This is a genomic window from Halovenus carboxidivorans (genome assembly GCF_009831575.1).
In the GTDB taxonomy this organism is placed as follows: Archaea; Halobacteriota; Halobacteria; order Halobacteriales; family Haloarculaceae; genus Halovenus; species Halovenus carboxidivorans.
In genome coordinates this window covers 56,315-80,220 of sequence record NZ_WUUT01000005.1, presented here as the reverse complement: position 1 = coordinate 80,220, position 23,906 = coordinate 56,315, and the positions used below count along the sequence as shown (strand labels likewise).

Annotated in this window: 24 protein-coding genes; 14 read left to right on the top strand and 10 right to left on the bottom strand. The window is 64.2% G+C overall.

Annotated elements, in window-relative coordinates; all coding sequences use genetic code 11:
* Positions 1-63: 63 nt before the first annotated feature.
* A complete protein-coding gene (locus GRX03_RS12815; RefSeq protein ID WP_159764619.1) occupies positions 64-309 on the top strand; it encodes a hypothetical protein in 246 nt (81 codons plus the stop codon).
* A gap of 50 nt (positions 310-359) precedes the next feature.
* Positions 360-2,471, top strand: a complete 2,112-nt coding sequence (locus tag GRX03_RS12810; RefSeq protein ID WP_159764618.1) for a hypothetical protein — start codon at positions 360-362, stop codon at positions 2,469-2,471.
* On the opposite strand, the gene GRX03_RS12805 is transcribed toward GRX03_RS12810, so the two are convergent.
* The gene (locus tag GRX03_RS12805; protein ID WP_159764617.1) at positions 2,449-3,429 is read right to left on the bottom strand and encodes an MBL fold metallo-hydrolase; all 981 of its coding nucleotides are present in this window, start codon (positions 3,427-3,429) and stop codon (positions 2,449-2,451) included. The two genes, GRX03_RS12810 and GRX03_RS12805, sit on opposite strands and share 23 nt — an antisense overlap.
* A gap of 238 nt (positions 3,430-3,667) precedes the next feature.
* On the opposite strand from GRX03_RS12805, the gene GRX03_RS12800 reads away from it, so the two are divergent.
* The 3 genes from GRX03_RS12800 to GRX03_RS12790 are packed head-to-tail and all read left to right on the top strand — an operon-like array spanning position 3,668 to position 6,199.
* Positions 3,668-4,807: an acyl-CoA dehydrogenase family protein gene (locus GRX03_RS12800; RefSeq protein WP_159764616.1), complete on the top strand. Its 1,140-nt coding sequence runs from the start codon at positions 3,668-3,670 to the stop codon at positions 4,805-4,807.
* Between the two features lie 3 nt (positions 4,808-4,810).
* Positions 4,811-5,653: an alpha/beta fold hydrolase gene (locus tag GRX03_RS12795; RefSeq protein WP_159764615.1), complete on the top strand. Its 843-nt coding sequence runs from the start codon at positions 4,811-4,813 to the stop codon at positions 5,651-5,653.
* Between the two features lie 21 nt (positions 5,654-5,674).
* Entirely contained in the window at positions 5,675-6,199 is a 525-nt protein-coding gene (locus tag GRX03_RS12790) for an Lrp/AsnC family transcriptional regulator (RefSeq protein WP_159764614.1), read from the top strand.
* 12 nt (positions 6,200-6,211) lie between these two features.
* Here the strand turns inward: GRX03_RS12790 and GRX03_RS12785 are convergent, their stop codons facing one another.
* Positions 6,212-6,655: a PaaI family thioesterase gene (locus tag GRX03_RS12785; protein ID WP_159764613.1), complete on the bottom strand. Its 444-nt coding sequence runs from the start codon at positions 6,653-6,655 to the stop codon at positions 6,212-6,214.
* Positions 6,656-6,902: 247 nt separating this feature from the next.
* On the opposite strand from GRX03_RS12785, the gene GRX03_RS12780 reads away from it, so the two are divergent.
* Together GRX03_RS12780 and GRX03_RS12775 are read left to right on the top strand one after the other, a co-directional pair.
* Positions 6,903-7,805 (top strand): hypothetical protein, encoded by a 903-nt coding sequence (locus GRX03_RS12780; RefSeq protein WP_159764612.1) that lies wholly within the window; start codon positions 6,903-6,905, stop codon positions 7,803-7,805.
* A gap of 130 nt (positions 7,806-7,935) precedes the next feature.
* On the top strand, positions 7,936-8,595 hold the full coding sequence (locus GRX03_RS12775) for a trimeric intracellular cation channel family protein (protein ID WP_159764611.1): 660 nt from the start codon (positions 7,936-7,938) through the stop codon (positions 8,593-8,595).
* A gap of 5 nt (positions 8,596-8,600) precedes the next feature.
* Here GRX03_RS12775 and GRX03_RS12770 read toward each other — a convergent pair whose 3' ends face one another.
* The 4 genes from GRX03_RS12770 to GRX03_RS12755 all read right to left on the bottom strand — a co-directional run bounded on the left by GRX03_RS12770 (position 8,601) and on the right by GRX03_RS12755 (position 12,831).
* Positions 8,601-9,455: a ZIP family metal transporter gene (locus GRX03_RS12770; protein WP_159764610.1), complete on the bottom strand. Its 855-nt coding sequence runs from the start codon at positions 9,453-9,455 to the stop codon at positions 8,601-8,603.
* Between the two features lie 111 nt (positions 9,456-9,566).
* A complete protein-coding gene (gene sucD, locus GRX03_RS12765; RefSeq protein ID WP_159764609.1) occupies positions 9,567-10,436 on the bottom strand; it encodes a succinate--CoA ligase subunit alpha in 870 nt (289 codons plus the stop codon).
* Positions 10,437-10,518: 82 nt separating this feature from the next.
* The gene (sucC, locus tag GRX03_RS12760) at positions 10,519-11,664 is read right to left on the bottom strand and encodes an ADP-forming succinate--CoA ligase subunit beta (RefSeq protein WP_159764608.1); all 1,146 of its coding nucleotides are present in this window, start codon (positions 11,662-11,664) and stop codon (positions 10,519-10,521) included.
* Positions 11,665-11,832: 168 nt separating this feature from the next.
* Entirely contained in the window at positions 11,833-12,831 is a 999-nt protein-coding gene (locus tag GRX03_RS12755; RefSeq protein WP_267902780.1) for a phosphate uptake regulator PhoU, read from the bottom strand.
* Between the two features lie 230 nt (positions 12,832-13,061).
* Here GRX03_RS12755 and GRX03_RS12750 point away from each other — a divergent pair, with 230 nt between their 5' ends.
* The 6 genes from GRX03_RS12750 to GRX03_RS12725 are packed head-to-tail and all read left to right on the top strand — an operon-like array spanning position 13,062 to position 20,056.
* Complete coding sequence (locus tag GRX03_RS12750; protein WP_159764606.1) at positions 13,062-14,126, top strand: PstS family phosphate ABC transporter substrate-binding protein; 1,065 nt, start codon at positions 13,062-13,064, stop codon at positions 14,124-14,126.
* A gap of 54 nt (positions 14,127-14,180) precedes the next feature.
* Positions 14,181-15,296, top strand: a complete 1,116-nt coding sequence (pstC, locus tag GRX03_RS12745) for a phosphate ABC transporter permease subunit PstC (protein ID WP_159764605.1) — start codon at positions 14,181-14,183, stop codon at positions 15,294-15,296.
* Positions 15,293-17,470 (top strand): phosphate ABC transporter permease PstA, encoded by a 2,178-nt coding sequence (gene pstA / locus GRX03_RS12740; protein WP_201289234.1) that lies wholly within the window; start codon positions 15,293-15,295, stop codon positions 17,468-17,470. Before pstC ends, pstA begins: the two co-directional genes overlap by 4 nt.
* On the top strand, positions 17,467-18,387 hold the full coding sequence (gene pstB / locus GRX03_RS12735; protein WP_159764604.1) for a phosphate ABC transporter ATP-binding protein PstB: 921 nt from the start codon (positions 17,467-17,469) through the stop codon (positions 18,385-18,387). The genes pstA and pstB overlap by 4 nt, the downstream gene beginning before the upstream one ends.
* 5 nt (positions 18,388-18,392) lie before the next feature.
* Positions 18,393-19,070: a phosphate signaling complex protein PhoU gene (gene phoU / locus GRX03_RS12730; RefSeq protein WP_159764603.1), complete on the top strand. Its 678-nt coding sequence runs from the start codon at positions 18,393-18,395 to the stop codon at positions 19,068-19,070.
* 2 nt (positions 19,071-19,072) lie between these two features.
* Positions 19,073-20,056, top strand: a complete 984-nt coding sequence (locus GRX03_RS12725) for a phosphate signaling complex PhoU family protein (RefSeq protein WP_159764602.1) — start codon at positions 19,073-19,075, stop codon at positions 20,054-20,056.
* Positions 20,057-20,081: 25 nt separating this feature from the next.
* On the opposite strand, the gene GRX03_RS12720 is transcribed toward GRX03_RS12725, so the two are convergent.
* The gene (locus GRX03_RS12720) at positions 20,082-20,828 is read right to left on the bottom strand and encodes an MBL fold metallo-hydrolase (RefSeq protein WP_159764601.1); all 747 of its coding nucleotides are present in this window, start codon (positions 20,826-20,828) and stop codon (positions 20,082-20,084) included.
* Positions 20,829-20,912: 84 nt separating this feature from the next.
* On the opposite strand from GRX03_RS12720, the gene GRX03_RS12715 reads away from it, so the two are divergent.
* Entirely contained in the window at positions 20,913-21,239 is a 327-nt protein-coding gene (locus GRX03_RS12715; protein ID WP_159764600.1) for a hypothetical protein, read from the top strand.
* On the opposite strand, the gene GRX03_RS12710 is transcribed toward GRX03_RS12715, so the two are convergent.
* The 3 genes from GRX03_RS12710 to GRX03_RS12700 form a co-directional block, all read right to left on the bottom strand.
* Positions 21,230-22,576 carry a class-III pyridoxal-phosphate-dependent aminotransferase gene (locus tag GRX03_RS12710; protein WP_159764599.1) on the bottom strand — a complete coding sequence of 449 codons (1,347 nt, stop codon included), beginning with the start codon at positions 22,574-22,576 and terminating at the stop codon, positions 21,230-21,232. The two genes, GRX03_RS12715 and GRX03_RS12710, sit on opposite strands and share 10 nt — an antisense overlap.
* Positions 22,577-22,616: 40 nt before the next feature.
* Complete coding sequence (locus tag GRX03_RS12705; protein ID WP_159764598.1) at positions 22,617-23,300, bottom strand: hypothetical protein; 684 nt, start codon at positions 23,298-23,300, stop codon at positions 22,617-22,619.
* A gap of 101 nt (positions 23,301-23,401) precedes the next feature.
* A complete protein-coding gene (locus GRX03_RS12700) occupies positions 23,402-23,806 on the bottom strand; it encodes an Hsp20/alpha crystallin family protein (protein ID WP_159764597.1) in 405 nt (134 codons plus the stop codon).
* Between the last annotated feature and the right edge of the window lie 100 nt (positions 23,807-23,906).

Sequence of the window (23,906 nt, the reverse complement as noted above, 5' to 3'; positions counted from 1 at the left end):
TCGCGCCTCCCACCGTGAAACGCGCCGCCGGGCTTTTTGTGTCCGTTGGAACAAGAAGCGAGTATGACAGTTCTGTCGACGCAGGACGAGGGCAAAGTGCTCATCGATATCGAGGGCGAAGAGATCGGCGTCGTCACGGCGGTCGATCCGGAAGAACAGGTCGCGTTCGTCGATCCGGAGCCGAGCGTCGCGAACTCCGTCATCCAGGGGCTGGGCTTCGGTGACGCCGGCGAGGACGACATCGAGGTGCCGGCCGACAGCGTCGCAACGATCACCGACACGGAGCTGCGAGTCGCTCGGGACCTGTGATCGCTCGCGGCCGCCGGCAGGACTAACTACCGGTAGCCACTGCATACCGTATGGATTTCACCCGCGCGTCCCGCGGCGCCGCGTTTCTGTTGCTGTTTGGGGACATTCTCGTGCTGTCTACCGGCGGCGCGGCCGCCGACTCCTCGCCGGAGGACCCGAAACTGGTCACGGACTCGACGGAGTTCGACACGGAACGGGGTGCGCAGGAGGTGCCCGGAGAGACGACGATCACACTCACGCAGGAACTGGCCCGCCTGCCGGAGCAGCGGGGACAGTATCTCGCCCGACACCGCTACGAGATGCCCACGGAGGCGGCGCTACTGCGCGTGACGCTGCCGGCGTCGTCGGTCGTTCGCTCCGCTGACGGGTTCGTCCGGGAGGACGATCACACGTATCGCTGGGACGGCACGACGCGGCGACCGACGCTCGCCTACGCGGTCCAGGCGAACGAGTCGCTCGACAGGACCGGACCCATCGCGGGACCGGGACGGCTCGTCTACGCCGACGTCGGTGCCTGGGGAGTCGTCTCCCAACCCGCGACCGGACACAGTTGGGGCTGGCGGGAGCCCGACAGCGTCGGATTCGAGCGCGAGACGGTCGTCGACGGACCCGGTGCCGCGGGTGACGTGATGGCGTATCTCGGCGCGTACGAGGAGTTCACTCACAACGCCCACGGCCAGCGGTTCAGGCTCATCGTCCCCGCGGCAGCGAGCCTGTCCGAATCCCCCGCTGCGCTGTTCGATTCGCTGTCGGCGGCGTCCGACGAACTCCGGGTCGGTGACCGGGACGAGACGGTGTTCGTGATCGCCACGCCGTCGGACAACATCGACTGGGGGGTTCGAGGGCTCCAGACCGGTCCGGCGGATATGTGGGTTCGTGACAGGGAGCGACTCGCCGACGCGGACAACGTCTGGCTCCACGAGTACGTCCACACCCGCCAGAACTGGGCGGCGGCGAGCGACCTGGGCTGGCTGACCGAGGGCGGGGCGACTTACTACGCGGCACTGCTCTCTCTCGATCAGGGATCGATCAGTTTCGAGCGCTTCCGGCGCCGACTGGCGGTCGGGACGAGCGAGCAGTTCGGCGGGTCGATCCTGGCCGATCCGGCGACCTGGCAGGGCACCGCGCAGTACCACGTCGGGGCGCTGGTCGCGGGCGAACTCGACAGGCGCATTCGTCGCCAAACTGCCAGTAACAAGTCCCTCCAGGCCGTCTTTCGACGGTTCAACGGCCGCGCGACCGTCCTGAATCGGACCGATCTCCAGTCGGTGATCGCCGAGACGGCGGGGGAGACCGTCGCGGCCCGCGCCGAGCGGTGGACGACGACGACGGATCGTCCGGCGATGTGGGATCAGGCGGCCCACGAGACGGCCTTCGCAGAACCGCCCGAGCCCGCCCGTATCACGCTGTCGACGGCGGACGACCGAGTCGACGTCAGCGGTCCGTACAGGGACCGACGGCTGGCGGAGGGAGAACCGGTCGTCCCCGGAGAGACAGTTCGATTCGCCGTCCTCGCGGAGAACTTCGGCGGCCGACCCGGGACGTTTACCGCTCGGTTGTTCGCGGACGGGTCCGTCGTCAGCACGACCACGGGCACGCTCGACGCCGGCGAACAGCGCCGCATCGAGTTCGCGTACACGTTCACGGCCCCCGGCCCCGTACGCCTCGCGGTCGGGGAGCGCGTGCTCGACGTGCAGGTCATCCGGCCGGCGACCCCGACAGTCGAGTCGCTGTCTGTCAACAGGTCGACCATCAGTGCGGGAGCCGCGGTTCGACTCTCGGCGACGGTGACCAACGAAGCGGCCTGGCCGGCGGCGGGGAGCATCGGCTTAACCCGCGACGGACGGCGATTCACCGATTCGAGGGTTCGACTCGACGGAACTGCTACCGAGGAGGTCAGCGTCGTCGTCCGGATCGAAGAGCCCGGCACGTACACCTTCGGCTCGGGGAATACGACCGACACAGTGGCCGTAACTGTCGAGCCGGCGTCCGCGGACGACTCGACGAATCAGTCCTCGGAGCAGTCGAGTGACGACACCAGCGCATCAGCACCCTCGACGGACGACAGCGGGGACGGCAACGCGTTCGGTCCCGTGGCGGTCCCGGTCGTCATGCTCGGTCTGCTCCTCGGCGCTCGCCTCAGTCGACGAAGTAGTAGCTGATGCCGTCCTCGACGCGGGACTGCACCTCTCCTTCGGCCTCCAGGTGTGAGAGTGCACTGTAGACCTCCGGGAGAACGTAGTGGAAGTTCCTGTCGCCGGAGCGCTTCTGTGCGAGTTCGAGAACTGTCGTCCCCCCGTCGGCGACGACCGCTCGCGCGCCGGCCAGCATCTCCTCGATATTCTCACGGGAGCGTGTCGCAGTCTCGTGGAGGCGGTCGTGGGTCGGGCCGTGGCCCGGGAAGACGCGCCGCGGCCCCAGGCTATCGAGGCGATCCAGGGCCGTGAAAAACGCCTCGACGGCGTCCTCGACTCCGGTGTCGAGGCCGGTGTGAATCATCACCGACCGGAACGGCTCCAGCAGGATATCACCGGAAAACAGGATCTGTTCACCGTCGATGTCGACATCGTAACAGAGGTGATCGGCCTGGTGGCCGGGCGTGTGAATCGCCCGAAAGGTGACCCCCCCGACCGGAACCTCGTCGCCGTCTTCGATCCAGACATCGACGGTGTCGGGATCGAGCAACGTCCGGTTTCGTTCCAGAGAGTTGACCGACTGTTCGACGACCGTATCGAGCATCTCGCCGCGAAGTCCCGCGCGGGACGCGTGTCGTCTGACCGTCGCGCCGAGGTCGTCGACATCTCGTGACAGTCGCGCACGCGCACCGACAGGGGCGTACACCGTCGGTGACCCCGCCTCGCGGACGGCGTTGACCTGTCCGATGTGATCGACGTGCGGGTGCGTGAGAACAAGGTGGTCGATGTCCGCGAGCGTGTATCCCGCCTCGGAAAGTCCCGCCTCGAACTCTGTCGCGGATTCCTCGCCGTCCATCCCCGCGTCGACGAGGATCGGTTCGTCGGCGTCGATCAGATACGCGGCGACGTGGCCGGGCGGCCAGTCGACACCGATCTCGATCCGGTGGATCTCCGTCTGTGATTGTGACGTACTCGGGGAGTCCATCCTTCGCCCCGTAATTCAACGATCCTCTTAAGCGTTCAGGATTGACAGAACTCCCGCTGGTGATCGGATCGGACGACCGCCCCGAGAATTGCCAGGCGCGACCGGGACCACAGATTTGGGACGAATCTGAAATATGGTATCGGATGTCGGTAACGAGATTTCGACGCGTAACAAATTCCTATTAACGGATGAAAACTCGTCCAGAATTTATTTTACAATGGAAGTGTAAAGGCCGTATATGTCGTTCGAACTGTCCGACGAGCACCGAATGATTAGAAAGGCGGTGCGCGAGTTTGGTGAAGAGGAGATCAAGCCCGTCGCCCGCGAGTACGACGAGAACCACACGTATCCCGAAGAGATCCGCAAGAAGGCCGCGGAGAACGACTTCGTCGCGCCGAACATCCCCGTCGAGTACGGCGGTGCCGGGATGAATTCGCTGGCCTCCTCCATCGTGACCGAGGAGCTCTGGCGCGCGGACCCCGGTATCGGTAGCGCCGTCGGGAGCGCTGGATTCGGATCCAGCATGATCACGAAGTACGGGAAAGAGTGGATGAAAGAGGAGTGGCTGCCGAAGATCGCGGCCGGTGAGACAGCCTCCTGTTCGATGATCTCCGAGCCGGCACACGGCTCGAACGTCGCCGGGATCGAGACGACCGCCGAGAAGGACGGCGACGAGTACGTCATCAACGGCAACAAGATGTGGATCACCAACGGCACCGTCGCGGACGTCGGTGTCTGTATGACCAAGACCGACCCCGGCGCGGGTCACAAGGGCATCACGGCCTTCCTGGTCGAGATGGACAAAGACGGCGTCGAGACCGAGAAGATCGACAACAAGCTCGGCATCCGAGCCTCCGACCTCGCGGAGGTCATGCTCAACGACGTTCGCGTCTCCGAGGAGCACATCATCGGCGAGGAAGGCAAGGGCTTCTACCAGCTGATGGACTTCTTCGCGTCAGGTCGAACCAGCGTCGCCGCACAGGCGGTCGGTGCCGCCCAGGGCGCGCTGGACGCCGCACTGGAGTACGCCAAAGAGCGCGAGCAGGGCGGCCAGAAGATCAGCGAGTACCAGGCCATCCGGCACAAACTGGCCGACATGGCGGCGACGAACGAAGCCGCTCGCTCGCTCACCTACCGCGCAGCCTCCCAGGTCGAGGCCGGCAACGAGCAGACCGCGACGAAGTTCGCCAGCATGGCGAAGTACTTCGCAAGCGAGAACGCTGTCGAAATTGCCGACGAGGCGATCCAGGTCCACGGTGGTGCCGGCTACGTCACGGATCACCCCGTCGAACGCTACTACCGAGACGCCCGGATCACCAAGATCTACGAGGGTACCAGCGAGATCCAGAAGAACATCATCGCAGACCAGATCATCTAATCCATGGATCACGAACAGTGGTCGGAGGGTCAGGACGAACTGTCGGTCACCGTCGACGGTCACGACCTGACCGCCGCGTACTACGAGTTCGAGGGCGGCGAGGAGCCACCGGTGATCTTCGTCCACGGGATTCCGACGTGGTCGTATCTCTGGCGTGACATCGCCCCCGAGGTCGGCTCCGACCGCCGCGTGATCGTGCCGGATCTGCTCGGGTACGGAAACTCCTCGATGGAGGACGGTTTCGACCGCTCGATCCGTGCCCAGGAGCAGATGCTCGAACAGCTGATCGACGACCTCGTCGACGGCGACGTCGTCCTCGCGGCCCACGACATCGGCGGCGGCGTCGCGTTGCGCTACGCCGCTCACAACTCCGACCGCGTCGCGGGGCTGGTCATGTCGAACGCGGTCTGTTACGACTCCTGGCCGGTCGAGTTCATCAGCGACCTCGGCCTCCCGGAGACCGCAGACGCGCCGGTCGAGCAGATCGAACAACAGGTCGGTGGGGCCTTCGAGGCCGGCGTCTACGAGGACGAGGCCGATCCCGAGTTCGTCGAGGGGATGGTCGCGCCGTGGCTCAGCGAGGAGGGCGTCACGTCGCTGTCCCGCTGTGCGGTCTCGACGAACACGAATCACACGACCGAGCTGGATTACGACGAGATCGACACGGAGTTGCTCTGTCTGTGGGGCGGCGAAGACACGTTCCAGCCCATCGAGTACGGCGAACGCCTGGTCGACGATCTCGGCGGCGAGATGGTCGAACTGGAGGCCTACCACTGGGTGCCGTACGACCGCCCCGAAGAGTACGTCGAGCATCTGGAGGCGTTCCTGACCGAAAACCTTGGGTAGGAAGACACAGTTGGTCAAATCATGAACGACGATGATGCCCCGGACTGGGAATTCAAGGAGCGGGATATTCTGATCCTGCGGGAGCTGTCGCGCGATCCACAGCTCTCCTCGCGGGATCTGGCCCGCATCCTCGAAGAGGACCACGGGATCGATGTCTCGCACGTCACCGTCAGCGAATCGATTCGCGGAATGCGCGAACAGGGCGTCTTCCGGGAAGCGATCATCCCCAACGAGGAGTATTTCATCTTCGGGTTGTTCGAGTTCAAGATCGACCCGACCGCCTTCGAGGACGGCTGGCGGGAGGCGATGGAGGACATCCGCGACGACGAACACACCATCTTCTACTTCCTCTCCGACGGGGAGTACCAGTGGAAGTCGGTGATGATGTTCCCAGACCGGGAAGCGGAGTCGAAGTGGATCCACGACTTCTACAAGGAGCACGGGGAAGTGATCCACAACATCCGCAACTCGGTGGTCCACAACGTCCTCAAGTTCCGAACCGACCCCGAGGTGCTCGAGGACCTCTCGGCGACCGCCGAGGAGTAACCCCGAGTTCGCTTACTGCGATTCTCTGAACAGCCGATAGCTCGCGGACCCTTTGACGACCGCCTTTCGCTCACCGCCGGGCGTCTCACCGAAGACTGTCACGTCGGTGAATCCCATCGATTCCCCCGCGCGGACGACCTCCGCCTCGACGGTGAGGTCGCTCCGCGCCGGTCGGAGATACGTCACGTCGAGATCCGTCGTCGTCAGCGCCGGTGCCGTCGGGTCAGCAAACGTCGTCCGCAGCGCGAACCCGCTCGCGGTGTCGACGAGCGAGGCGGTCACACCGCCGTGGATTGTCCCGCGGGACCCCTCGACGATGTTCGTGAGTTTCTGGTCGTGGGGCATCGACAACACGGCCCGGCCCTCCTCGAACTCCGTGACTTCGACGCCGAGCCAGGAGAGAAAGTCGTGGTCGTCGATCACCGCTTGCACGGAGTCGAGCACGTCTTCATCCATCGATACCCACCTCGATCCGGAGCGTCCGTCGAATCATCCCTGCCGGAGGGACACGCTCCGTCCCCTTAACTCCTCGCTAACTTGTTTCCGCTGTTAACAAAACTACCCGATCTGAGAACAGGAGTTAGCTCAGTTCGGCGGTAGTCGACTGCTGTAAAGCTCAGCTCTCGACGGGACGGGGAGTTCTCGGCTCAGTGGCCGGGGAGAACCGGTTTCGTTTTGGGGCTGGGTCACCTGCCGAGAGATAATGGAGCCGATACGCGTCGCGGTGCCCCGCAAGGGGCGACCGTTGGAGGCGGTCCTCGAACGGGTCGCCCGCAGCGGGTTCGAGGAGACGGCCGACGAGATTATCTCGACGCTCCGGTACGAGAAAGCGATCACGAAGGGAGAGCGGACGGACGAGCGGACCGTCTACGAGCGTCTGGCGTCGTACAGCGACCTCTCGACGCCGGAACAGCCGGAGTTCACGCTCTTTCGGGACGCGCGAAAGGGGATGCCCCGCCGGATCGTCTTCGACAGTATCACGCTCCCGTTCGGGGACCGCCGTCTCCAGTTAGTCGGCAGAGAGGAGCCACTGCGGGCGCTGCGAAAACACGAGTTCGCGCTCGGATTCGACAGCGCGGATCTCGTTCTCGAAGAGATCGTTTCGCTGGCGGACGAACCCCTGCGGAGTCTGCAGGCGGTCAACGAGCGGATCAGCCCGTCGGACACGGACGTTCGGCTCGTCACCGGACTGGGGGATACGGTCCATCACACGCTGCTGGCCCGCCCGAACGTCCTCGACTCGCCCGATCAGCCGCTGGACCGGGCGTTTATTAGCGATTACAGCGGGCCGCTCTGTGTCTCGCCGCGATACGAGCGTCTGGTCGAAGCGACGCTCGGATCGAAGGCCGTCGAGGGCGTCGAGTTCACCTACCCCGAAGAGGGCCAAGAGGAAGAAGCCGCCATTGCCGAGTGCGGACTCGGCGTCTATCTCACGGTGACCGGCTCGACTGCACGCGAACACGGCCTCCTGATCGGTGAGAGACTGTTCCCGAGTGAGACGGTCCTGCTGTCGAACGTCTCGGAGATGAGCGCGGCCGCCGAGTCGTTCGTCGAGCAGTTCCTGGCGACGAGCGAACTCGAAACTGCGATGCCGCCCTCGCAGTGAGGATGGCCTCGCTATCGACCCGTACGACGCCGGCTCGCTTCTGGAAACCCCCGTCGTATCCCGTGCGGCATCTGGGTGGTCGGCGGACGGAGACACAGCCCTCAAGAGGCCGATCACCTAATCGAAACCGATGAGTCAGCAGTTGGGTTCGGTGCTGTTCGGCGACCCCTTCGCGGTCATGAACACGATAGGACTCGTCGCGTTCGCGCTGGTCGGTTCGGCCAAGGCGATCCGCGAGGAGTTCGACCTGTTCGGGGTTGCCGTCGTCGGCCTGGCGACGGCGTTCGTCGGCGGCGTCACGCGGGATCTACTCGTGAATCGAGTGCCACTCGCGCTGCAGTCCCCGATCGAAATCGCGCTGGGACTGCTGGGTGTCGTCCTGGCGGTGGTGTTGAGCGTCGGCCTGTCGGCCCCGGACGAGCACACGATCACGGTCGTCTCCGATGCGATCGGTCTCGCGGCGTTCACGACGACGGGTGCCATCGTCGCGACGGAGGCGGGCGTGTCGGCGTTCGGGGTCGTCGCCATCGGGACGATCAACGCGGTCGGCGGCGGCGCGTTCGCTGACATCCTCCTGGACCGGTCCCCCTTCATTCTGTTCGACGACTTTTACGCGAGTTGTGCGGTCCTCGGCGGAATCTCGTACTGGCTCGTCGACGGCGTCGGTGTCATTCCCAGCGGCGCCGCGGCGGCGTGTGCGGCCGTGACCGTCACACTCCGGTTGATCGCAGCCACGAGAGACTGGTACGTGCCGACGGTCCAGCGGTTACAGTCCGCCCTCGACCCGTGAGCGTCTCACCCGGCGAGGGCGATATCAAGATAGAGCATGATGATGACCCCCGCCATGAGACCGAGCGTCGCGACGCGTTCGTAGCCGCTCCGGTGGGTCTCGGGGATGATCTCGTCGGAGATGACGAACAACATCGCGCCCGCCGCAAAGCCCATCGCGTACGGGAGAAGGGGGTCGACCGCTGCAACGGCCACGGCTCCGAGCACCGCCAGCGGAATCTCGACGACCCCGGCGCGGATGCCGGCGACGGCGGCGTAGAGCCGTCGGTCGAGGCCGGCGTTGATCGCCGCCACGGAGACAGCCAACCCTTCGGGGATGTTCTGTAGGCCGATTGCGAGCATCAGCGACAACGCGGACCCGAGTCGTGCCGGATCCTGTCCGGCCGCGCCGAATCCGACGCCGACGGCCAGCCCCTCGGGCATGTTGTGAAGCGTGATCGCCAGGATAAACAGGACGACCCCGGTCAGTTTGTCCTCGGAGACCCCCAAGTTCTCGCCGGGTTTCGCCGCGTCCGTCCGGCGGCTTCCGGTCAGTAGATAGTGGGCGTGCGGGACGAGTACGTCCGCACGGTCGAGAAACAACGCGCCCAATCCGACCCCGATCAGCGTGGGAACCGGATCGCCGCCCGAGTACTCCTCGATACCCGGGATGATGAGACTCGTAAAGGCCGCTGCGAGCATGACGCCGGCAGCGAACCCCAGCATTCCGTCCAGCGCGCGCTCGGACGGGTCCCGCCAGACGAGGACGAGCGACGCCCCGAAGAGATTCATCAGGGCGATAACTATGCCACCGGCGAGCGCCTGCCAGGGCGGCGATGTCCCGACGATCCGGACGAACGTGTCCGAAAACTCGACTGCCATATCTACCCAAGGAGAAAAGACGGCAATATAGCTGTGGGTTCCACCGATCGAGCCAGCTCCGAACAGTCCGTTTCGACTACAAACAACACGACAGAGAGAGCGTCGAGACGCTCAGAAGAGGTCTTCGACGTGGTCGGCGACCTCGTTCGGCGTGTCTCCGACCGGGACGCCGGCGCTTTCGAGCGCGTTGATCTTGCTCTCCGCGGTGCCGGTGCCGGAACTGGAGACGATTGCGCCGGCGTGACCCATCCGCTTGCCCGGCGGCGCGGTTCGGCCGGCGATGAAGCCGACGACCGGCGTGTCGACGTGTTCGTCGATGTACGCCGCCGCCTCTTCCTCGTCTTCGCCGCCGATCTCACCGCACATCACGATGGCGTCGGTGTCGGGGTCGTCCTCGAAGAGTTCGAGCGCGTCGATGAAGTCCGTCCCGATGATCGGGTCGCCGCCGATGCCGATGGCCGTCGACTGGCCGAGACCGCGCTCGGTCAGGTTGTCGACGACCTGGTAGGTGAGCGTCCCCGACCGGGAGACGAGACCGACGTTGCCGGCCTCGAAGATGTTCCCCGGCAGGATACCGAGTTTCGCCTCCCCGGGGGTGATGACGCCCGGACAGTTCGGGCCGACGAGGTGGGTGTCGGTGTCCTGCAGTTGACGGTAGACTCGACTCATGTCCTGGGTCGGGATGCCTTCCGTGATGGCGACGACGAGATCGAGCGGCGCGTCCAGCGCCTCGAACAGCGCGTCACCGGCAAAGGCCGGCGGGACGAAGACGACTGCGGCGTCGGCGTCTTCCTCGCGGGCCGCGCCCGCGACGGTGTCGTAGACGGGGACGCCGGCGACCTCCTGACCGCCGCGGCCCGGCACTGCGCCGGCGACGACGTTGGTCCCGTACTCTATCATCTGTTCGGTGTGGAACTTCCCTTCGCCACCCGTGATCCCCTGGACCACGACGCGGGTATCGTCGTCGACGAGGACGCTCATGCGGACCACCCCGTGTTGGTCCGCATGAGGTTGTTGAGCGCAGTCTTGCGAGCGATGCGAGCGAGCAAGCGATCAGCAGAACTCATTGTTCCACCTCCGCGGCCGCCTCGACAGCGGCCTGGACGGCGTCTTCGAGTGTCGCTTCGACCTGGACGAGATCTGTGTTGAGAATTTCCATGCCTTCCTCCGCGTTCGTCCCTGCGAGGCGGACGATGACCTGTTTCGGGATTTCGTCGAACTGTTCGAGCGCCTGGTTGATCCCGTTGGCGACCTCGTCGCCTCGGGTGATCCCGCCGAAGATGTTGAAGACGACGGCGTCGACGTTGTCGTCTGAGAAGACCATATCGAGGGCGTTGGCCACCCGCTCGGCTTTCGCGCCGCCGCCGATATCGAGGAAGTTCGCGGGTGCGCCGCCGTAGTAATCCACGAGATCCAGCGTCGTCATCACCAGTCCGGCCCCGTTGCCGATGATGCCGACGTTTCCGGAGAGTCGGACGTAATCGAAGCCGTACTCGTTGGCCTTGGCCTCGAGGTCGTCCTCCGCGGCCTCGTCTTCGAGTTCGGCCAGATCCTGCTGGCGGAACAGGGCGTCGCCGTCGAGGTTGAAGACGGCATCCGCCGCGATCACGTCGTCCTCGGCGGTGACCATCAGCGGGTTGATCTCGGCGTCTGCCCCGTCTCGTTCCTCCCAGAGGTCGTACAGCGTCGAGAGGATACTCGCCACGTCCATGGCGATGTCCCGGTCGACGCCGGCCTCGTAGACGACCTTCCGGGCCTCGTACTCGTGCATCCCGAAGGCGGGATCGATGTGTTCGCGCGCGATGGCGTCGGGGTCCTCCTCGGCGACCTCCTCGATGTTGACGCCGCCGCGGGTCGAGACCATGGCGACTGGTTGGCCCTCGCCGCGGTCCATCGTCACGCCGACGTACAGTTCGTTGACGAAGTCGACGGCCTCTTCGACGAGCACCTTGTCGACCTGGTAGCCTTTGAGATCCATCCCCAGGATCTCGGCGGCGGCCTCGCGTGCCTCCTCGTCGTTCTCGACGAGTTTGATCCCGCCGGCCTTGCCACGCCCGCCGACGTGGACCTGGGCCTTGATCGCGACGGGGTAGCCGATCTCACCCGCGGCCTCGACGGCCTCGTCTACTGTCCGCGCGAGCGTTGCGTCGGGAGTCGGAATCCCTGCATCGGCGAATACTTCTTTCGCCTGATATTCGTGTAATCGCATCCTAGCCACTCTTTCTGCCGAGGGCCTGTTAGTTGTACCGGAACGGAACGAGCCCGATTCACGCAATCGTCAGAATCACCGCCGCCTTCTGCCGAATTTGTTCGCAAACCCGAGCAACAATCACAGAGATGACCTGTTCGGTGCCGAAGGAGTTGACAGATCAACTCGTTAGAGGTGTTCGGCCCGTGCGGCCGTGTTGAGTGACGTCTCCGCGATGTTTCCGCCGTACTCCGCGGTCCGCAGCAGGCTGTCGAGTGTGAGGGCGATCAGGTGGCTCTCCTCGATGTCCCGTTCGTGAAGCTCTCGTTCGGTCTCTTTGAGGTCTGCACTCAGTTCGTCGCGCCGATCTAGGGCGGTGTGTGCTGTCTCCGTCTCGCCGTTGTCGATGATCGTCGCCGCCGCCTGGTCGACGATGTCCCGGGCCGTCCGACCGGCCGTCTCGATACGGTCGGCGAAATCCCCCGGCAGGGGGTGCTCGAACTGCGTCGCCAGTTCCGCAATCTTGACCGCGTGATCGCCGACCCGCTCGAACTGTCTCGCGGTCACCTGATAGTCCGACAGCGCCGTCCGTTCGAGGGCCAGTTCCTCGGTCGTGACCGGATTGTCGAGCGCGCGCTGGAACTGTCGTAGCACCATCGCGTACAGTCGGTCGACCTGGTCGTCGCGCTCGGCGACGCGTTCGGCCCGGTCGGCGTCCTGTTCGAGCAGCGCACCGAGCGCGTCCTCGTGCATCGAGAGCGCGACCTGTTGCATCTGTTTCGTCGACTGCTCGACCGAGACCGTCGTCGAGTTGAGCAGGTTCTTGAGCGTGATCTCCGTCTCCGTCGACCTGATGATTTCGAGACCGATCAGTTTCCGGGTCGTCTCGGCGACGACGCGACGACTGTGGTCGAACCCCGTCGGTTCCGCGAGCGTGATACTACTGAACCCGCTTGTATAAAAGGCGAGAATCGTCCGGCGGATCCGTTCGTCGGAGTAGCCTTCGACCTCGACGGACGCTTCCTTGAGTTCGTCACCCACCTCTGAGGGTTCGATGACTAACTGACTCTCGTGCGGATACAGACGGAGGGTATCGCCCGGCCCGACGTCGATCTCGTTCGCCCACTCTTTTGGCAGTGACACCGTATACGTCGATCCACCAGCCAACTGGATCTTTCGTTCTTTCATTCTGCGGTATCTGTATCTGCTCGGTTTTGTTTATTAACGATTGATATGAGGTGTATAGCGATCACACTCCGGTATGTATTGCTATATATGTCTCTATCCACACACGTTCTCGACACAGCGTTCAGAACCAACTGTGCTGGTCTGTACTATTCTGACTGCTCCATGCCGTTATGAGCAATTTATATAAGTATTATAAAATGTTTTTATAAGGTGTCCGGAAGAGGCAGGTGATGACGCAGGATTCAAAGCGTCTCTCAGGGCGAGTATCACGACGAAAATTCCTCATCGGTGGCAGCACAGTCGGCGCAACGGCCCTGGCTGGGTGTACCCTCGGCAGCGGTGACGAGTCCGAGTCCGAAATCGACACCCTGACCGCGGACGGGTCGTCGACGGTCTATCCGATCGCGAACAGGGCGGCGTCGCTGTGGAACGGGAACCCGCCAGCGGACGACCAGGAATACTGGGGTCCGGGCCAGTACGGCATCGACACGGACCAGAACCTTGCCGACTACTGGGCGGGGCTGTACGGCTTCGAGGCGACAGGAGAACGGAGTGTCCCCCCGTTCCAGACACAGGTGGCACTCAGCCACTCCGGAACCGGCGTCGAGGCGGTGACCAACCAGCGCGTGGACATCGGGAACGCGAGTTCGACGGCCGAGTCGATCCTCGGGTCGGACTCCGAGGATGTCGATAACCTCGTCGACCACGTTGTTGGCGTCGACGGGCAGCCTATCGTCGTGAGCCGGGAGATCTACGATGCGGGTGTCACGCAGCTGACTGGTGATCAGCTCCGGGCCATCTACAAAGGCGAGATCACGAACTGGAGTCAGGTCGGCGGGCCGGACCGGGAGATCTACGCTATCGGTCGTGCGGAGGACTCCGGGACCGACACCGCGTTCCGCGCGAACCTCTACGGCAACCCAGACGAGCCGATCTCCCCGGACACGCGACAGGGCCAGAACCAGCAGGTCGCACAACTCGTCCAGCAAAACAACAACGCTATCGCGTACATCGCCCTGGCGTTCGTGAATCCCGACGGCGGAACGCCGCCGATCGGACTCGAACTCGACGGCACGCTCTACGAGTACGGCAAGAACCTCGGTGCGAAAGGGTACCCGCTGAGCCGGGACCTGCACTGCTACACCTGGCAGGATACCGACGAGCGGGAGAGTGCCTTCATTAACATGATCCTCTCGGAGTTCGGCCAGCAGAACTTCGTCGCGCCGAACAACTACTTCATGCTCCCACCGAGCCGACGCGAGGAGGAACGCGCGAAACTGGCCGATCAGGCCTGACGGGAGTAGACCTCCGCGCTAGCGTACGCTCGGGCGGTCGATATTTTTCCAATCATGAGTAAGACACAGAACTCGGTCGGACGGGCGGGATCGGCTCTCCAGCAGCGGGTGGACTCGTTCGGTCGGACCGTGGTCGAGATGGATCGTACCAGCCTCCTGTTTGCGGTGGTGCAGTTGCTGCTGATCCTCGGGGCGTTCGCGAGTTTCCTCATCCAGTCACCGTGGGCGATGACGCTTTTGTACGCCTTTCTGCTCGTGACGGGCATCGGGTGGGCGAGGCGACAGGAACTGACTGCGAAACTCCTGACGTTCGAGATGACGGCGCTGACGCTGTCGACGCTCGGGCTCATCGCGTTTTTCCTGTTTCTGGAGGCGTTGCCTGCACTCCGTGAGATGGGACTCGGACACGTGCTGTCGCCGTTCGGCTCGAATCAGTGGTCGGTCTCCCAGGGGCAGTTCTCGCTCGTCCCGATGATCCTGGGGACGCTCGTCACGACCGCAGTCGCGATCCTGATCGCGGCCCCGTTCGGTGTCGCTGGCGCGCTGTTCATCAGCGAGATCGCACCAGACTGGCTGCGCGAGATCACGAAACCCGCCGTCGAACTGCTCGCCGGTATCCCCTCGATTGTGTATGGGTTTATCGGCTTCACGATTATCAACAAGTACGTCTCGAACCTGTTTTCGATCACTCCCGGCGGGGCGATGTTCACCATCGGGATCGTCATCGGGTTCATGGCGCTGCCGACGGTCGTTTCCGTGGCCGAGGACGCGCTGTCGGCTGTCCCGGACGCGATGAAAGACGGCTCCGTCGCCATGGGCGCGACGGACTGGCAGACGATGAAAAGCGTCTCGATCCCGACGGCGTTTTCGGGTGTCTCGGCGGCGGTGTTGCTCGGCGTCGGCCGGGCAATCGGTGAGACGATGGCTGCGACGGTGATGATCTCACACAGCCGTCGGATGCTGGAGCCGACCGTGTACAACGTCTTCGACAGCACTGAGACACTGACGACGCTGATCGCATCGGGGTACGGCACTGCACCGCCGGAGTCGACGTACATGAGCGCGCTGTTCGTCGCCGGTGTCCTCCTGCTCGTCATCGTTACCGGCCTCGGGATCGTCTCACAGCTCATCCAACAGCGCATGCAGCGCAAGCTACGGGGTGGACAATGAGCGACAGCTACCGGACGCAGTTGGTCGACACGAAGGGAACGAGCTACGAACAGTTCGCTATCGGAGTCACCGTCGCCTCGTTTGTCGCGTTCGTGCTCGCGGCCGGAACGCTGTTCGGCTGGGTCCCGGTCGCCGGAGAGATCAGCGGCGTTCCCGGGGCGACGTATTTTGGCGTCGGCGTCCTCGGTCTCGGCGTGGCGACGGGAGCGCTCGGCGCGTTCTCGCGGTGGGGCGAGGCACAGACGACCCCCAGCCGATCTGCCGGTCTCGTCGTGGGGGTCGTCCACGCGAGCATCTGGACGGTGGCCGTCGGTCTCTTCCTCCGTTACACCATCGGCATCGGAAGCGTCAGTTGGCTTCTCGCCGTCGCCGTGGGCGTCGGTGTGGGATACTTCGCGCTCGCGTTGCCCGAGGATCTTGGCGCGACCGCTCCCACGGCGGTGTTCGTCGCGTTCCTCGGCTTGCTGTTCGTAACGGGCCTCATCTCGCCGTCCTGGGCCTGGCAACCCAACGGGACGAACGCGACGATTCCGGGGACGCTCGTGATCCCGCTGTTGACCATGGGCGGCGTTCTGATGACGGGGTGGGCGAGCGCGTCGGCCTACGAGGGGTTCGGAACGCGTGGCAGACAGAACGGGGCGTTCGTCCTCATCTCGCTTGTCGTGTTGCTCACCCTCTCGGTGTTGGTCTTCCTGCTGGCGTTCGTCTTCGAGCGAGGGATCATGGTCGTCCTCGAAAACCTCACTCTCAGCGCGGGGACGGTCACCGTCCTGCTTGCGACGGCGCTGTTCGCGTTGCTCCGAACCGCCACGGTTCGGCCGACGGTCGCGAACGGCACCGACAGAGTCGCCGCCTTCGTCAACCTCACCGTCGCGTCCCTTCTCGCACTCGCTACGCTCGGCTTCGTTCTGGTCATCGGGACGAATCTCTCGATTTCCGCCGCCTCGATCACGGTCGAACCCACGGCGGTCGTCGGTGCTGTTCCCGGACTGATCGCGGGCGGGGTCGTCTTTGGACTCACTAGAGAGTCCGGTGAGTGGCGTCCCGAGAGCGGACGCGGCCGGTCGATCAGACGTGCATTCAGGGCCGCGCTGCTGGTCGCCGGCGGAATCGGAGTTCTCGAACTCGTCGCCGGCCTGGAACTCGCCGTCGCCGGGATCGGAGCGGTCTCCGTGCTGCTCGGCGGCGTCGTCGTCGCAGCGCTGTTGGTCGCCGCTGTGCGGCCGACCGACGAGCGAACGGAGTCAGACCAGGTGATTCCGCCCGTTTCCTGGCTCGGGCGGGTCGCGGTGACCGCCTTCCTGCTGGCCTGTCTCCGTGTGTTCGCCACCGGGTTCCCGGTGGGCCTCGATCAGGCGGGCATCGTCGCCAGCGGGACGATCGACTGGCCGTTCATCACGAACCCGTCGCAGGGGCTGGGGATCCAGCCGGGCGTGATGCCCGCAATGTTCGGCACCATCTGGATCGTGATCGGTGCGGTCACGTTTGCGGTCCCGCTGGCCGTCGGCTCGGCGGTCTTCCTGACGGAGTACGCCGAAGACAGCATCTTCACCCGTGCCGTCGACATCGCCACCAACGGTCTGTGGAGTACGCCGAGTATCGTCTTCGGGCTGTTCGGACTCGCGTTTATCGTCCCCCGGTTCGGAAACACGCCGTCGATTCTCGCCGCGCAGTTGGTGCTTGGCTTCATGCTGTTGCCGCTGGTGTTGATCACGAGCCGTGAGGCGATGAAAAGCGTCCCAGACGAGTACCGCGACGCGAGCGCCGCCCTCGGCGTCTCGAAGTGGCAGACGATCCGAAGTGTCGTCGTCCCCGCGTCGATGCCAGGAGTCATCACCGGCGTCATCCTCGGCGTCGGTCGGATCGCGGGCGAGACTGCCCCGCTACTGTTGGTGCTCAACGGCCCGGCGTTCCCGAACTCGGGGCCGAAAGTCCTCTCTAGCTTCCTCGTTCGCATCGGCGCGGATCCGCCCTTTATCCACGTCTCGAACCCGGCCCTGATGGAGCGTGCCAGCGCCCTCCCGTACCAGCTCTATGCGGTCATCACCGCCGGCGTCGGTGCCGAACAGTCGTTCGGCTGGGGGACGGCGCTGGTCCTGCTTGGGGTTGTCCTCGGCTTCTTCCTGTTGAGCATCGCGACAAGACGATACTTCAGACGGAAACTGCACCAATGACAGAGTCAGTCACCACCACGACCGACGGGAGCATCGAATCGGAACAGACGACTGTCGACGAGCGTACGAGCGCCGAAAGCGAGGAGCAGACCAAACCCGAGTGGCGGGAGTACTCCTTCGCGGGCGAGCCGGTGCTGTCAGTCGAGGATCTGAACGTCTGGTACGGCGACGACCACGCGCTGAAAGACATCTCGATCGAGATTCCCGAGCAAAGCGTTACCGCGCTCATCGGCCCCTCCGGCTGCGGGAAGTCGACGTTCCTGCGGTGTCTCAACCGTATGAACGACCGGATCAAGGAGGCCCGGGTCGAGGGGACAGTCGAGTTCAACGGGCAGGATATCTACGCGGACGCGGCGAATCTGGTCGAACTCAGAAAGCGGGTCGGAATGGTGTTCCAGCATCCGAATCCGTTCCCGAAATCGATCCGGGAGAACGTCGCCTACGGACCGCGCAAGCACGGCGATCTGAACCGCGGGCTGGTCGCTCGCCTGCTCGGACAGGACGAGAAGGAGGCCGAGGACGAACTGGTCGAACAGTGTCTCCGGGACGCCGCCCTGTGGGAGGAGGTCAGCGATCGACTCGAAGACAACGCCCTCGGCCTCTCCGGCGGACAGCAGCAACGGCTCTGTATCGCCCGCTGTCTCGCCGTCGACCCCGAAGTGATCCTGATGGACGAACCCGCCTCCGCGCTGGACCCGATCGCGACCGCGAAAATCGAGGATCTGATCGAGTCGCTGGCGGAGGAGTACACGGTCGTGATCGTCACTCACAACATGCAGCAGGCGGCCCGTATCTCCGACCAGACGGCGGTTTTCCTCACGGGCGGCGAACTCGTCGAGTACGGCGACACCGATCAGGTCTTCGAGAACCCACAGAGCCAGCGCGTCGAAGACTACATCACCGGCAAGTTCGGGTGAAGACGATGACAGACGAGGGAGGCCGAGAGTCGCTCGAAGCGCTCCGATCCGACGTGTCCGCGATGGGCAAAGACACCGTCGCGCAACTCGAAAAGGCGCTCGACAGCCTGGAAACGGGGGACGAGACGTTGGCCCGGGAGGTTATCGAGGGCGACGAACGACTGAACGAGACGTATCTCGCGCTCGAGAGTCAGTGCGTCGACCTGTTCGGTCAGCAGGAAGCGTTCGCCGGTGATCTCCGGTTTATTACGGCGTCGTTCAAGATCATCACCGACCTGGAGCGGATCGGCGACCTGGCGACGAACCTCTCGGAGTACGCCTTGGCCGCGAAACACGAACTGATTCCCGACGACGCCGTCGACGAGATCGGTCGAGACGCACTCTCGATGGTCGAGCGGAGCCTCGCGGCCTACGAGGCCAGCGACAGCCAACAGTCCCGCGAGGTCGTCGCCAGCGACGACCAGATCGACGAACTCTGCCGGACGGCCAGCGAGACGGTCACGCGCGATCTGATCGAACGAGAAGCCGAGAGCGACGGTCCGTGGATGGTCGAACAACTGCTCGACGATGTCACACGGGTGTTGTTGACAATCAGAGATATCGAGCGAGTAGGCGACCACGCGGTCAACATCGCCGCGCGGACCTACTACATGGTCGAAAGCGACCCGAAATTCATCTATTGACAATGGAGACAAGAAAGATTCAGTCAGTCGGTGGCGGAACCTACACGGTATCGATCTCCAAGGAGTGGGCGGACGCACAGGGTATCACGACGGGAGATACCGTCGAGTTACACCGACATATCGACGGGATCTTCGCCATCCAGGCGCCCGAACGCGAGCGGACGGCTCCCTCTCGGATCACCATCCACCTCACGCAGGCGGAGACCGACACCATCGAGCGGACGATCCGGGCGGCCTACGCCGCGGGGACGAAACGGCTCGAACTCGAGAACCCGGAGACGTTCACCGCCGAGCAACAGGAGACTCTCAGACGCGTCACGCGGCAGCTAACCGGCGTCTCGATTGTCGAGGACTCCGAGCGGGCCGTGACGGTCAAGACCATGCTGGATACCGACGAGATTTCCGTCCGACAGTCGGTCCGACAACTCCGGTTCGTCGTCCTCTCGCTGCACCGGGACGCGACTGCCAGCCTCGCCGGCGGTCGGGCACCCGCGGAACTCGCCGAGCGCGACGATCAGGCCGATCGACTCGATGCGATGATCACGCGCTCGTTCGCTCGGGCGATCCGTCGCCTCGACGAAGTCGACGCCCTCGGCGTGACGCGGCCGGAACTGTTCGATCTCTGGCAGACCACCCGCGAGCTAGAACGGGTGGGCGACCACGCCGACGGAATCGCGACAGCCGCGGAGGCTCTCGGCGGTGATCTCGATCAGGGTTGCCTCGACACGCTCGAAACCCACGCAGAGACGGCCCGCGACATCGTCTCTGATGCCGTCAGTGTCATCATCGGCGACGCGGGTGCCGAGACGGCACACCGGGCGCTGATACTCCGTGACGACCTCTGTGCCGACATCGACGCGTCCGATGGCGGTCCCGATCTGCTCGCTCATCGGATACGACGCACCGCAGAACACGGCGGTAACATCGCGGAAATCGCCCTCCAGCGGGCAGCCCGAACCGGCAATCTCCAGGACCTGTCCTCGTAGTCTTCGGCCCTCCAGACCGCCCGTATTACTCGTCGAGTGTGACCTCGATTCCCCTGGATCGGAGATCCGCCGCGAACGCCGCTGAATCCGTTTCCAGCGCCCCGAAGGTGTTGTAGTGGATCGGCACGACGAGATCCGGAGCCATCGCCTCGGCGAGATTTGCCGCAGCCTCCCGATCCATCGTGAAAGTACCGCCGATTGGCGGCACGAACACGTCTACGTCGAGTTCGTCGTGGCCGGCCAACACGTCGGTATCGCCGGCCCAGAACACTCGGGTACCGTCGACTCCGAGCAGGAACCCACAGCCTCGGCCTTCCGGGTGAATCGGCGTCCCGTCTGCCCGCGTGTGCGGGCCGTCCGGTTCGTTGTAGGCGGGCACCGTCCAGACCGCCGTCTCTCCGATCATCCGCTGGTCTTCGGTCCCGATCCCGGTCACGTCGTACGGAAGATCGACGAGTCGAGGGAGGTCTCGGCTACTCGTTCGGGTGTTGATCCCGTCGCAGGCGAGCACGGTTCCGTCCTCGTCGAGCACCCGGTCGATCCCGTCGGGGTCGTAGTGGTGGACGTGTGTGAGACAGACCAGATCCCCGTCTTCGGGGCGGTAATCGCTCGGCTCCGGGTGTGCGCGTCCCCGTTCGGAGTCCGGTTCCCACTCGCCGGTCAACACCCCGTACCGCCCGGGATCGAGATAGATCGTCTGCTCGGGGCTCTCGATGCGTACCGTCGCGTATCCCAGCCACTCGATGCTGATGTCCTCGTACTGAACGGTCATACCTCCCGTTGGCACCGAGCGGAAGCCAGTCTTTCGGAGCCGACGGACGAAAGTCGTTTGTCTCCGACAGTCGAATCCGGAGCCATGAGCCTGGACGACCTGACCGAGGATATCGAAGCACAGTACGCCGACCTCGGGGACGAACTCGACATCGAACTGGACCGCGAAACGCGCAACGAACTGGCGATGCTGTCGGTCGCGCTCGAACCAGAGGAGACCGACGAACTGCTCCGGCGGGGGATCCACATGCTCTTTCAGACGGCCGTCGACACCGGTAATCTGGACTTTCATCTGCGCAGCCAGTACGACGTGACCTACGACGAGTATCTCTCGGGGATGACCTTCGAGGAGATGACCGGCGGCCAGTTCCCACAGCCACAGCAAAACGACGACCGCCGCTATCAGTTCTGACCCGACACTGCGCGGACGCTCTCGGCGAACAGGTCGGCACCGAGTTCGATCTCTCGCTCGGTTACGTCGAGCGGCGGGAGTAGCCGCATCGTTCTGGTGCCACAGCCCATGATGAGAAAGCCCCGGGAAAACGCCGCCTCCTGCACGTCGTCGCGGATTCCCTTGCTCTCGAACTCGACGGCGAGCATCAGTCCTTTGCCGCGCACGTCGACGACACCGCCGAGATCCGCGTCCCGGAGCAGTTCTTTCATCTGGCGGCCGCGCTCGGTGGCGTTCGCCAGCAGGTCGTGCTCCTCGATGGCGTCGATAGTGAGCACCCCTTTCGCCGAGGAGAGGATATCACCGGCGCCCCACGTCGAGGACAGCCGGCTCTTTTCCTCCGGGAAGACTTCCTCGCGGGAGAGCGTCGCGCCGACCCGGGCGGACTTTGCGCTCGCGATCACGTCCGGGTCGAACGCGTAGTGGTCGGATCCCCACCACTCGCCCGTCCGTCCGAGGCCGGACTGCACTTCGTCGACGACCAGCGGAATGTCGTACTCCTCGGTGACGGCTGCGACTTCGCCTGCGAACGCCTCCGAGGGAAAGCGATAGCCGCCCTCGCCCTGGATTGGCTCCATCACGAGCGCGGCGACTTCGTCGGGGTTGACGTAGCCCCCCTCCCCGACCATCTTTCGCAGACTCGACGTGTCGTCGAAGAAGAAGCCACAGTCGCAGCTCTCCGGCGAGCAGTTCCGGTCCGAACAGTAGGGCACGTCGTGGACGCTCGGGATTTCCGGGAACTGCCGACGGTAGATTTCCTTCGAGCGATTGAGCGAGAGCGTTCCGAGCGTCCGGCCGTGAAAGGCTCCTTCGCAGGTGATCGCGTACTTGCCGTGGGTGTGATCGTAACTGATCTTCAGGGCGTTTTCGACCGCTTCTGCCCCCGAGTTCGAGAGAAAGACCGTATCCATCTCGTACTGCTCGGAGATAGCGGTCAACCGCTCCATCAGATCGGCCGGCCCGGGGATCCCGGCGTCTTCGAGGGCACCCGTCGCTGGGAGGTAGAAGTCCTGTCCGGCGATTTTCATCGGGTCGACGATGTCGAACTCGGAGAGCGGGTCGAGGATCTTCGGGTTGTTGTAGCCCAGCGGCATCGCGCCGACGTGACCGGTGAAATCGAGCAGGACGTTGCCGTCGACGTCCGTACAGAAGGGACCGATAGCGGGCGCGCTGTGATCCCAGACGAACTCGTAGACGTACGTGCTCGGGGCCGCGCGCTCGTGGTGAAAATCGACGACCCGCCGGGCGCGTTCGCCCGGAAGGTCGCTGACCTGTGGTTCGGCCGTCTCTCGGTTCATGCCGGAGGTTGGTCAGGTGCGGCCAAGTATGTTGGCCCCGCTACCCGAGCACGAAGTCCCGGAACGTCTCGAAGTAGAGGCGGGGAGTCCGCGCCCGCGAACCCGACAGCGCGTCGTCGAGAATCGTCGGTGCGCCCTCGCTCACGCCGGTTCCGTGGCCGACGCGGATACGGCTCGGATCGAACTCGCTCAGGCGACTCGGGGGGAACAGCCGGAGCATCGGATGCACGCCCAGTTGCCGCTCCTCGGTTCTGAAGTAGTCCGTACTACCGACGGATTCGGGGACGACGAGCACGCCCGTCTCCTCGTTGTACAGCGCACCCTCCTGCCAGAAGGAGTTGTCGACCAGTTTGTGCAGACTGAATCCGGACTCGCCGAGCGAGTTCCCGAACCGTTCGACGGGGGCATCGAGGTCGTTTGCGACGCCGCTCATAAACGACGGAACCCAGACGGACACGTCGTGGCGGTTAGCCAGTTTTGCACAGTCCCGTTTGTGCCTGTCCAGCAGGATGACGACCCCCGACACGTCGCCGAACTCCGCGATCAGGTCGTCGAGGTCCGGAACGTCGATGGGATCGACCAGCCAGACGCCGCCGTCGTCGCCACGGATCGCGTGACACGCTCGCTGCATCGCCTCGTCCGGATACGGGATCCAGCCGACACCGTCCTCGGATCGATCGATCTCGCGCCATTCGACCGCCTTGCCGGAGCCTTTCATCGACATATCTCTATCTAGAGGGTTCCTCGGTACAAAAGACCGTCCATCGGTACACACTCCCGTCGTGGCTGTCAGGTCCGGCAACGGCGGAGTGCGAACTGGTCCGGCTATACGTCGATGCTCGTCGAGTCGTCGAGACGCTCGAAGACGACTTCGAGGACACCGTTGTTGTAGGTCGCGCTGGCGGAGTGTTCGTCGACACGACCCGGGAGTGAGATGCGCTCGCTGTAGCGTCGCTCGCCGTTTCCGGCGTCGAGTTGGAGCGTCTCGCCGTCACACTGGAGATCGATCGCCTCCTTTTCGACGCCAGGGATGTCCGCGACGACGCGAATCTCGTCGTCGCGCTCGTGGATGTCGAGGTGCACGTCGTGACCGCCGTGGTCGCTCTCACCCGCCCGCCCGGAGTTGTGCTCGAAGTGGAAGTTCGCGTTCGGCCCCATCATCTCGTTCATCATCCGTTCGATCTCGTCGAAGAACTCGTCGAAGGGGTCGTCGCGGTCGTCGTCTCTCATATGCGTACTGTAGGAGTAGACTACTGAAAAGACTTCGGCAGCGTTTTCACTGCGCGAGCGCGCCGGAGGCCTGGCGGGACACGAGACGACTGTGTGACCC

Bases quoted from the DNA above. Each gene is read 5' to 3' on its own strand.
- GRX03_RS12720 (WP_159764601.1), bottom strand. From the start codon at position 20,828: ATGACCGTTCAGTACGAGGACATCAGCATCGAGTGGCTGGGATACGCG.
- GRX03_RS12705 (WP_159764598.1), bottom strand. From the start codon at position 23,300: ATGTCGATGAAAGGCTCCGGCAAGGCGGTCGAATGGCGCGAGATCGAT.
- GRX03_RS12775 (WP_159764611.1), top strand. From the start codon at position 7,936: ATGAGTCAGCAGTTGGGTTCGGTGCTGTTCGGCGACCCCTTCGCGGTC.
- sucD (WP_159764609.1), bottom strand. From the start codon at position 10,436: ATGAGCGTCCTCGTCGACGACGATACCCGCGTCGTGGTCCAGGGGATC.
- GRX03_RS12715 (WP_159764600.1), top strand. From the start codon at position 20,913: ATGAGCCTGGACGACCTGACCGAGGATATCGAAGCACAGTACGCCGAC.
- GRX03_RS12750 (WP_159764606.1), top strand. From the start codon at position 13,062: ATGACGCAGGATTCAAAGCGTCTCTCAGGGCGAGTATCACGACGAAAA.
- GRX03_RS12770 (WP_159764610.1), bottom strand. From the start codon at position 9,455: ATGGCAGTCGAGTTTTCGGACACGTTCGTCCGGATCGTCGGGACATCG.
- GRX03_RS12805 (WP_159764617.1), bottom strand. From the start codon at position 3,429: ATGGACTCCCCGAGTACGTCACAATCACAGACGGAGATCCACCGGATC.
- GRX03_RS12755 (WP_267902780.1), bottom strand. From the start codon at position 12,831: ATGAAAGAACGAAAGATCCAGTTGGCTGGTGGATCGACGTATACGGTG.
- phoU (WP_159764603.1), top strand. From the start codon at position 18,393: ATGACAGACGAGGGAGGCCGAGAGTCGCTCGAAGCGCTCCGATCCGAC.
- GRX03_RS12810 (WP_159764618.1), top strand. From the start codon at position 360: ATGGATTTCACCCGCGCGTCCCGCGGCGCCGCGTTTCTGTTGCTGTTT.
- GRX03_RS12795 (WP_159764615.1), top strand. From the start codon at position 4,811: ATGGATCACGAACAGTGGTCGGAGGGTCAGGACGAACTGTCGGTCACC.
- GRX03_RS12780 (WP_159764612.1), top strand. From the start codon at position 6,903: ATGGAGCCGATACGCGTCGCGGTGCCCCGCAAGGGGCGACCGTTGGAG.
- GRX03_RS12785 (WP_159764613.1), bottom strand. From the start codon at position 6,655: ATGGATGAAGACGTGCTCGACTCCGTGCAAGCGGTGATCGACGACCAC.
- pstC (WP_159764605.1), top strand. From the start codon at position 14,181: ATGAGTAAGACACAGAACTCGGTCGGACGGGCGGGATCGGCTCTCCAG.
- pstA (WP_201289234.1), top strand. From the start codon at position 15,293: ATGAGCGACAGCTACCGGACGCAGTTGGTCGACACGAAGGGAACGAGC.
- GRX03_RS12710 (WP_159764599.1), bottom strand. From the start codon at position 22,576: ATGAACCGAGAGACGGCCGAACCACAGGTCAGCGACCTTCCGGGCGAA.
- GRX03_RS12815 (WP_159764619.1), top strand. From the start codon at position 64: ATGACAGTTCTGTCGACGCAGGACGAGGGCAAAGTGCTCATCGATATC.
- GRX03_RS12700 (WP_159764597.1), bottom strand. From the start codon at position 23,806: ATGAGAGACGACGACCGCGACGACCCCTTCGACGAGTTCTTCGACGAG.
- GRX03_RS12790 (WP_159764614.1), top strand. From the start codon at position 5,675: ATGAACGACGATGATGCCCCGGACTGGGAATTCAAGGAGCGGGATATT.
- GRX03_RS12725 (WP_159764602.1), top strand. From the start codon at position 19,073: ATGGAGACAAGAAAGATTCAGTCAGTCGGTGGCGGAACCTACACGGTA.
- sucC (WP_159764608.1), bottom strand. From the start codon at position 11,664: ATGCGATTACACGAATATCAGGCGAAAGAAGTATTCGCCGATGCAGGG.
- pstB (WP_159764604.1), top strand. From the start codon at position 17,467: ATGACAGAGTCAGTCACCACCACGACCGACGGGAGCATCGAATCGGAA.
- GRX03_RS12800 (WP_159764616.1), top strand. From the start codon at position 3,668: ATGTCGTTCGAACTGTCCGACGAGCACCGAATGATTAGAAAGGCGGTG.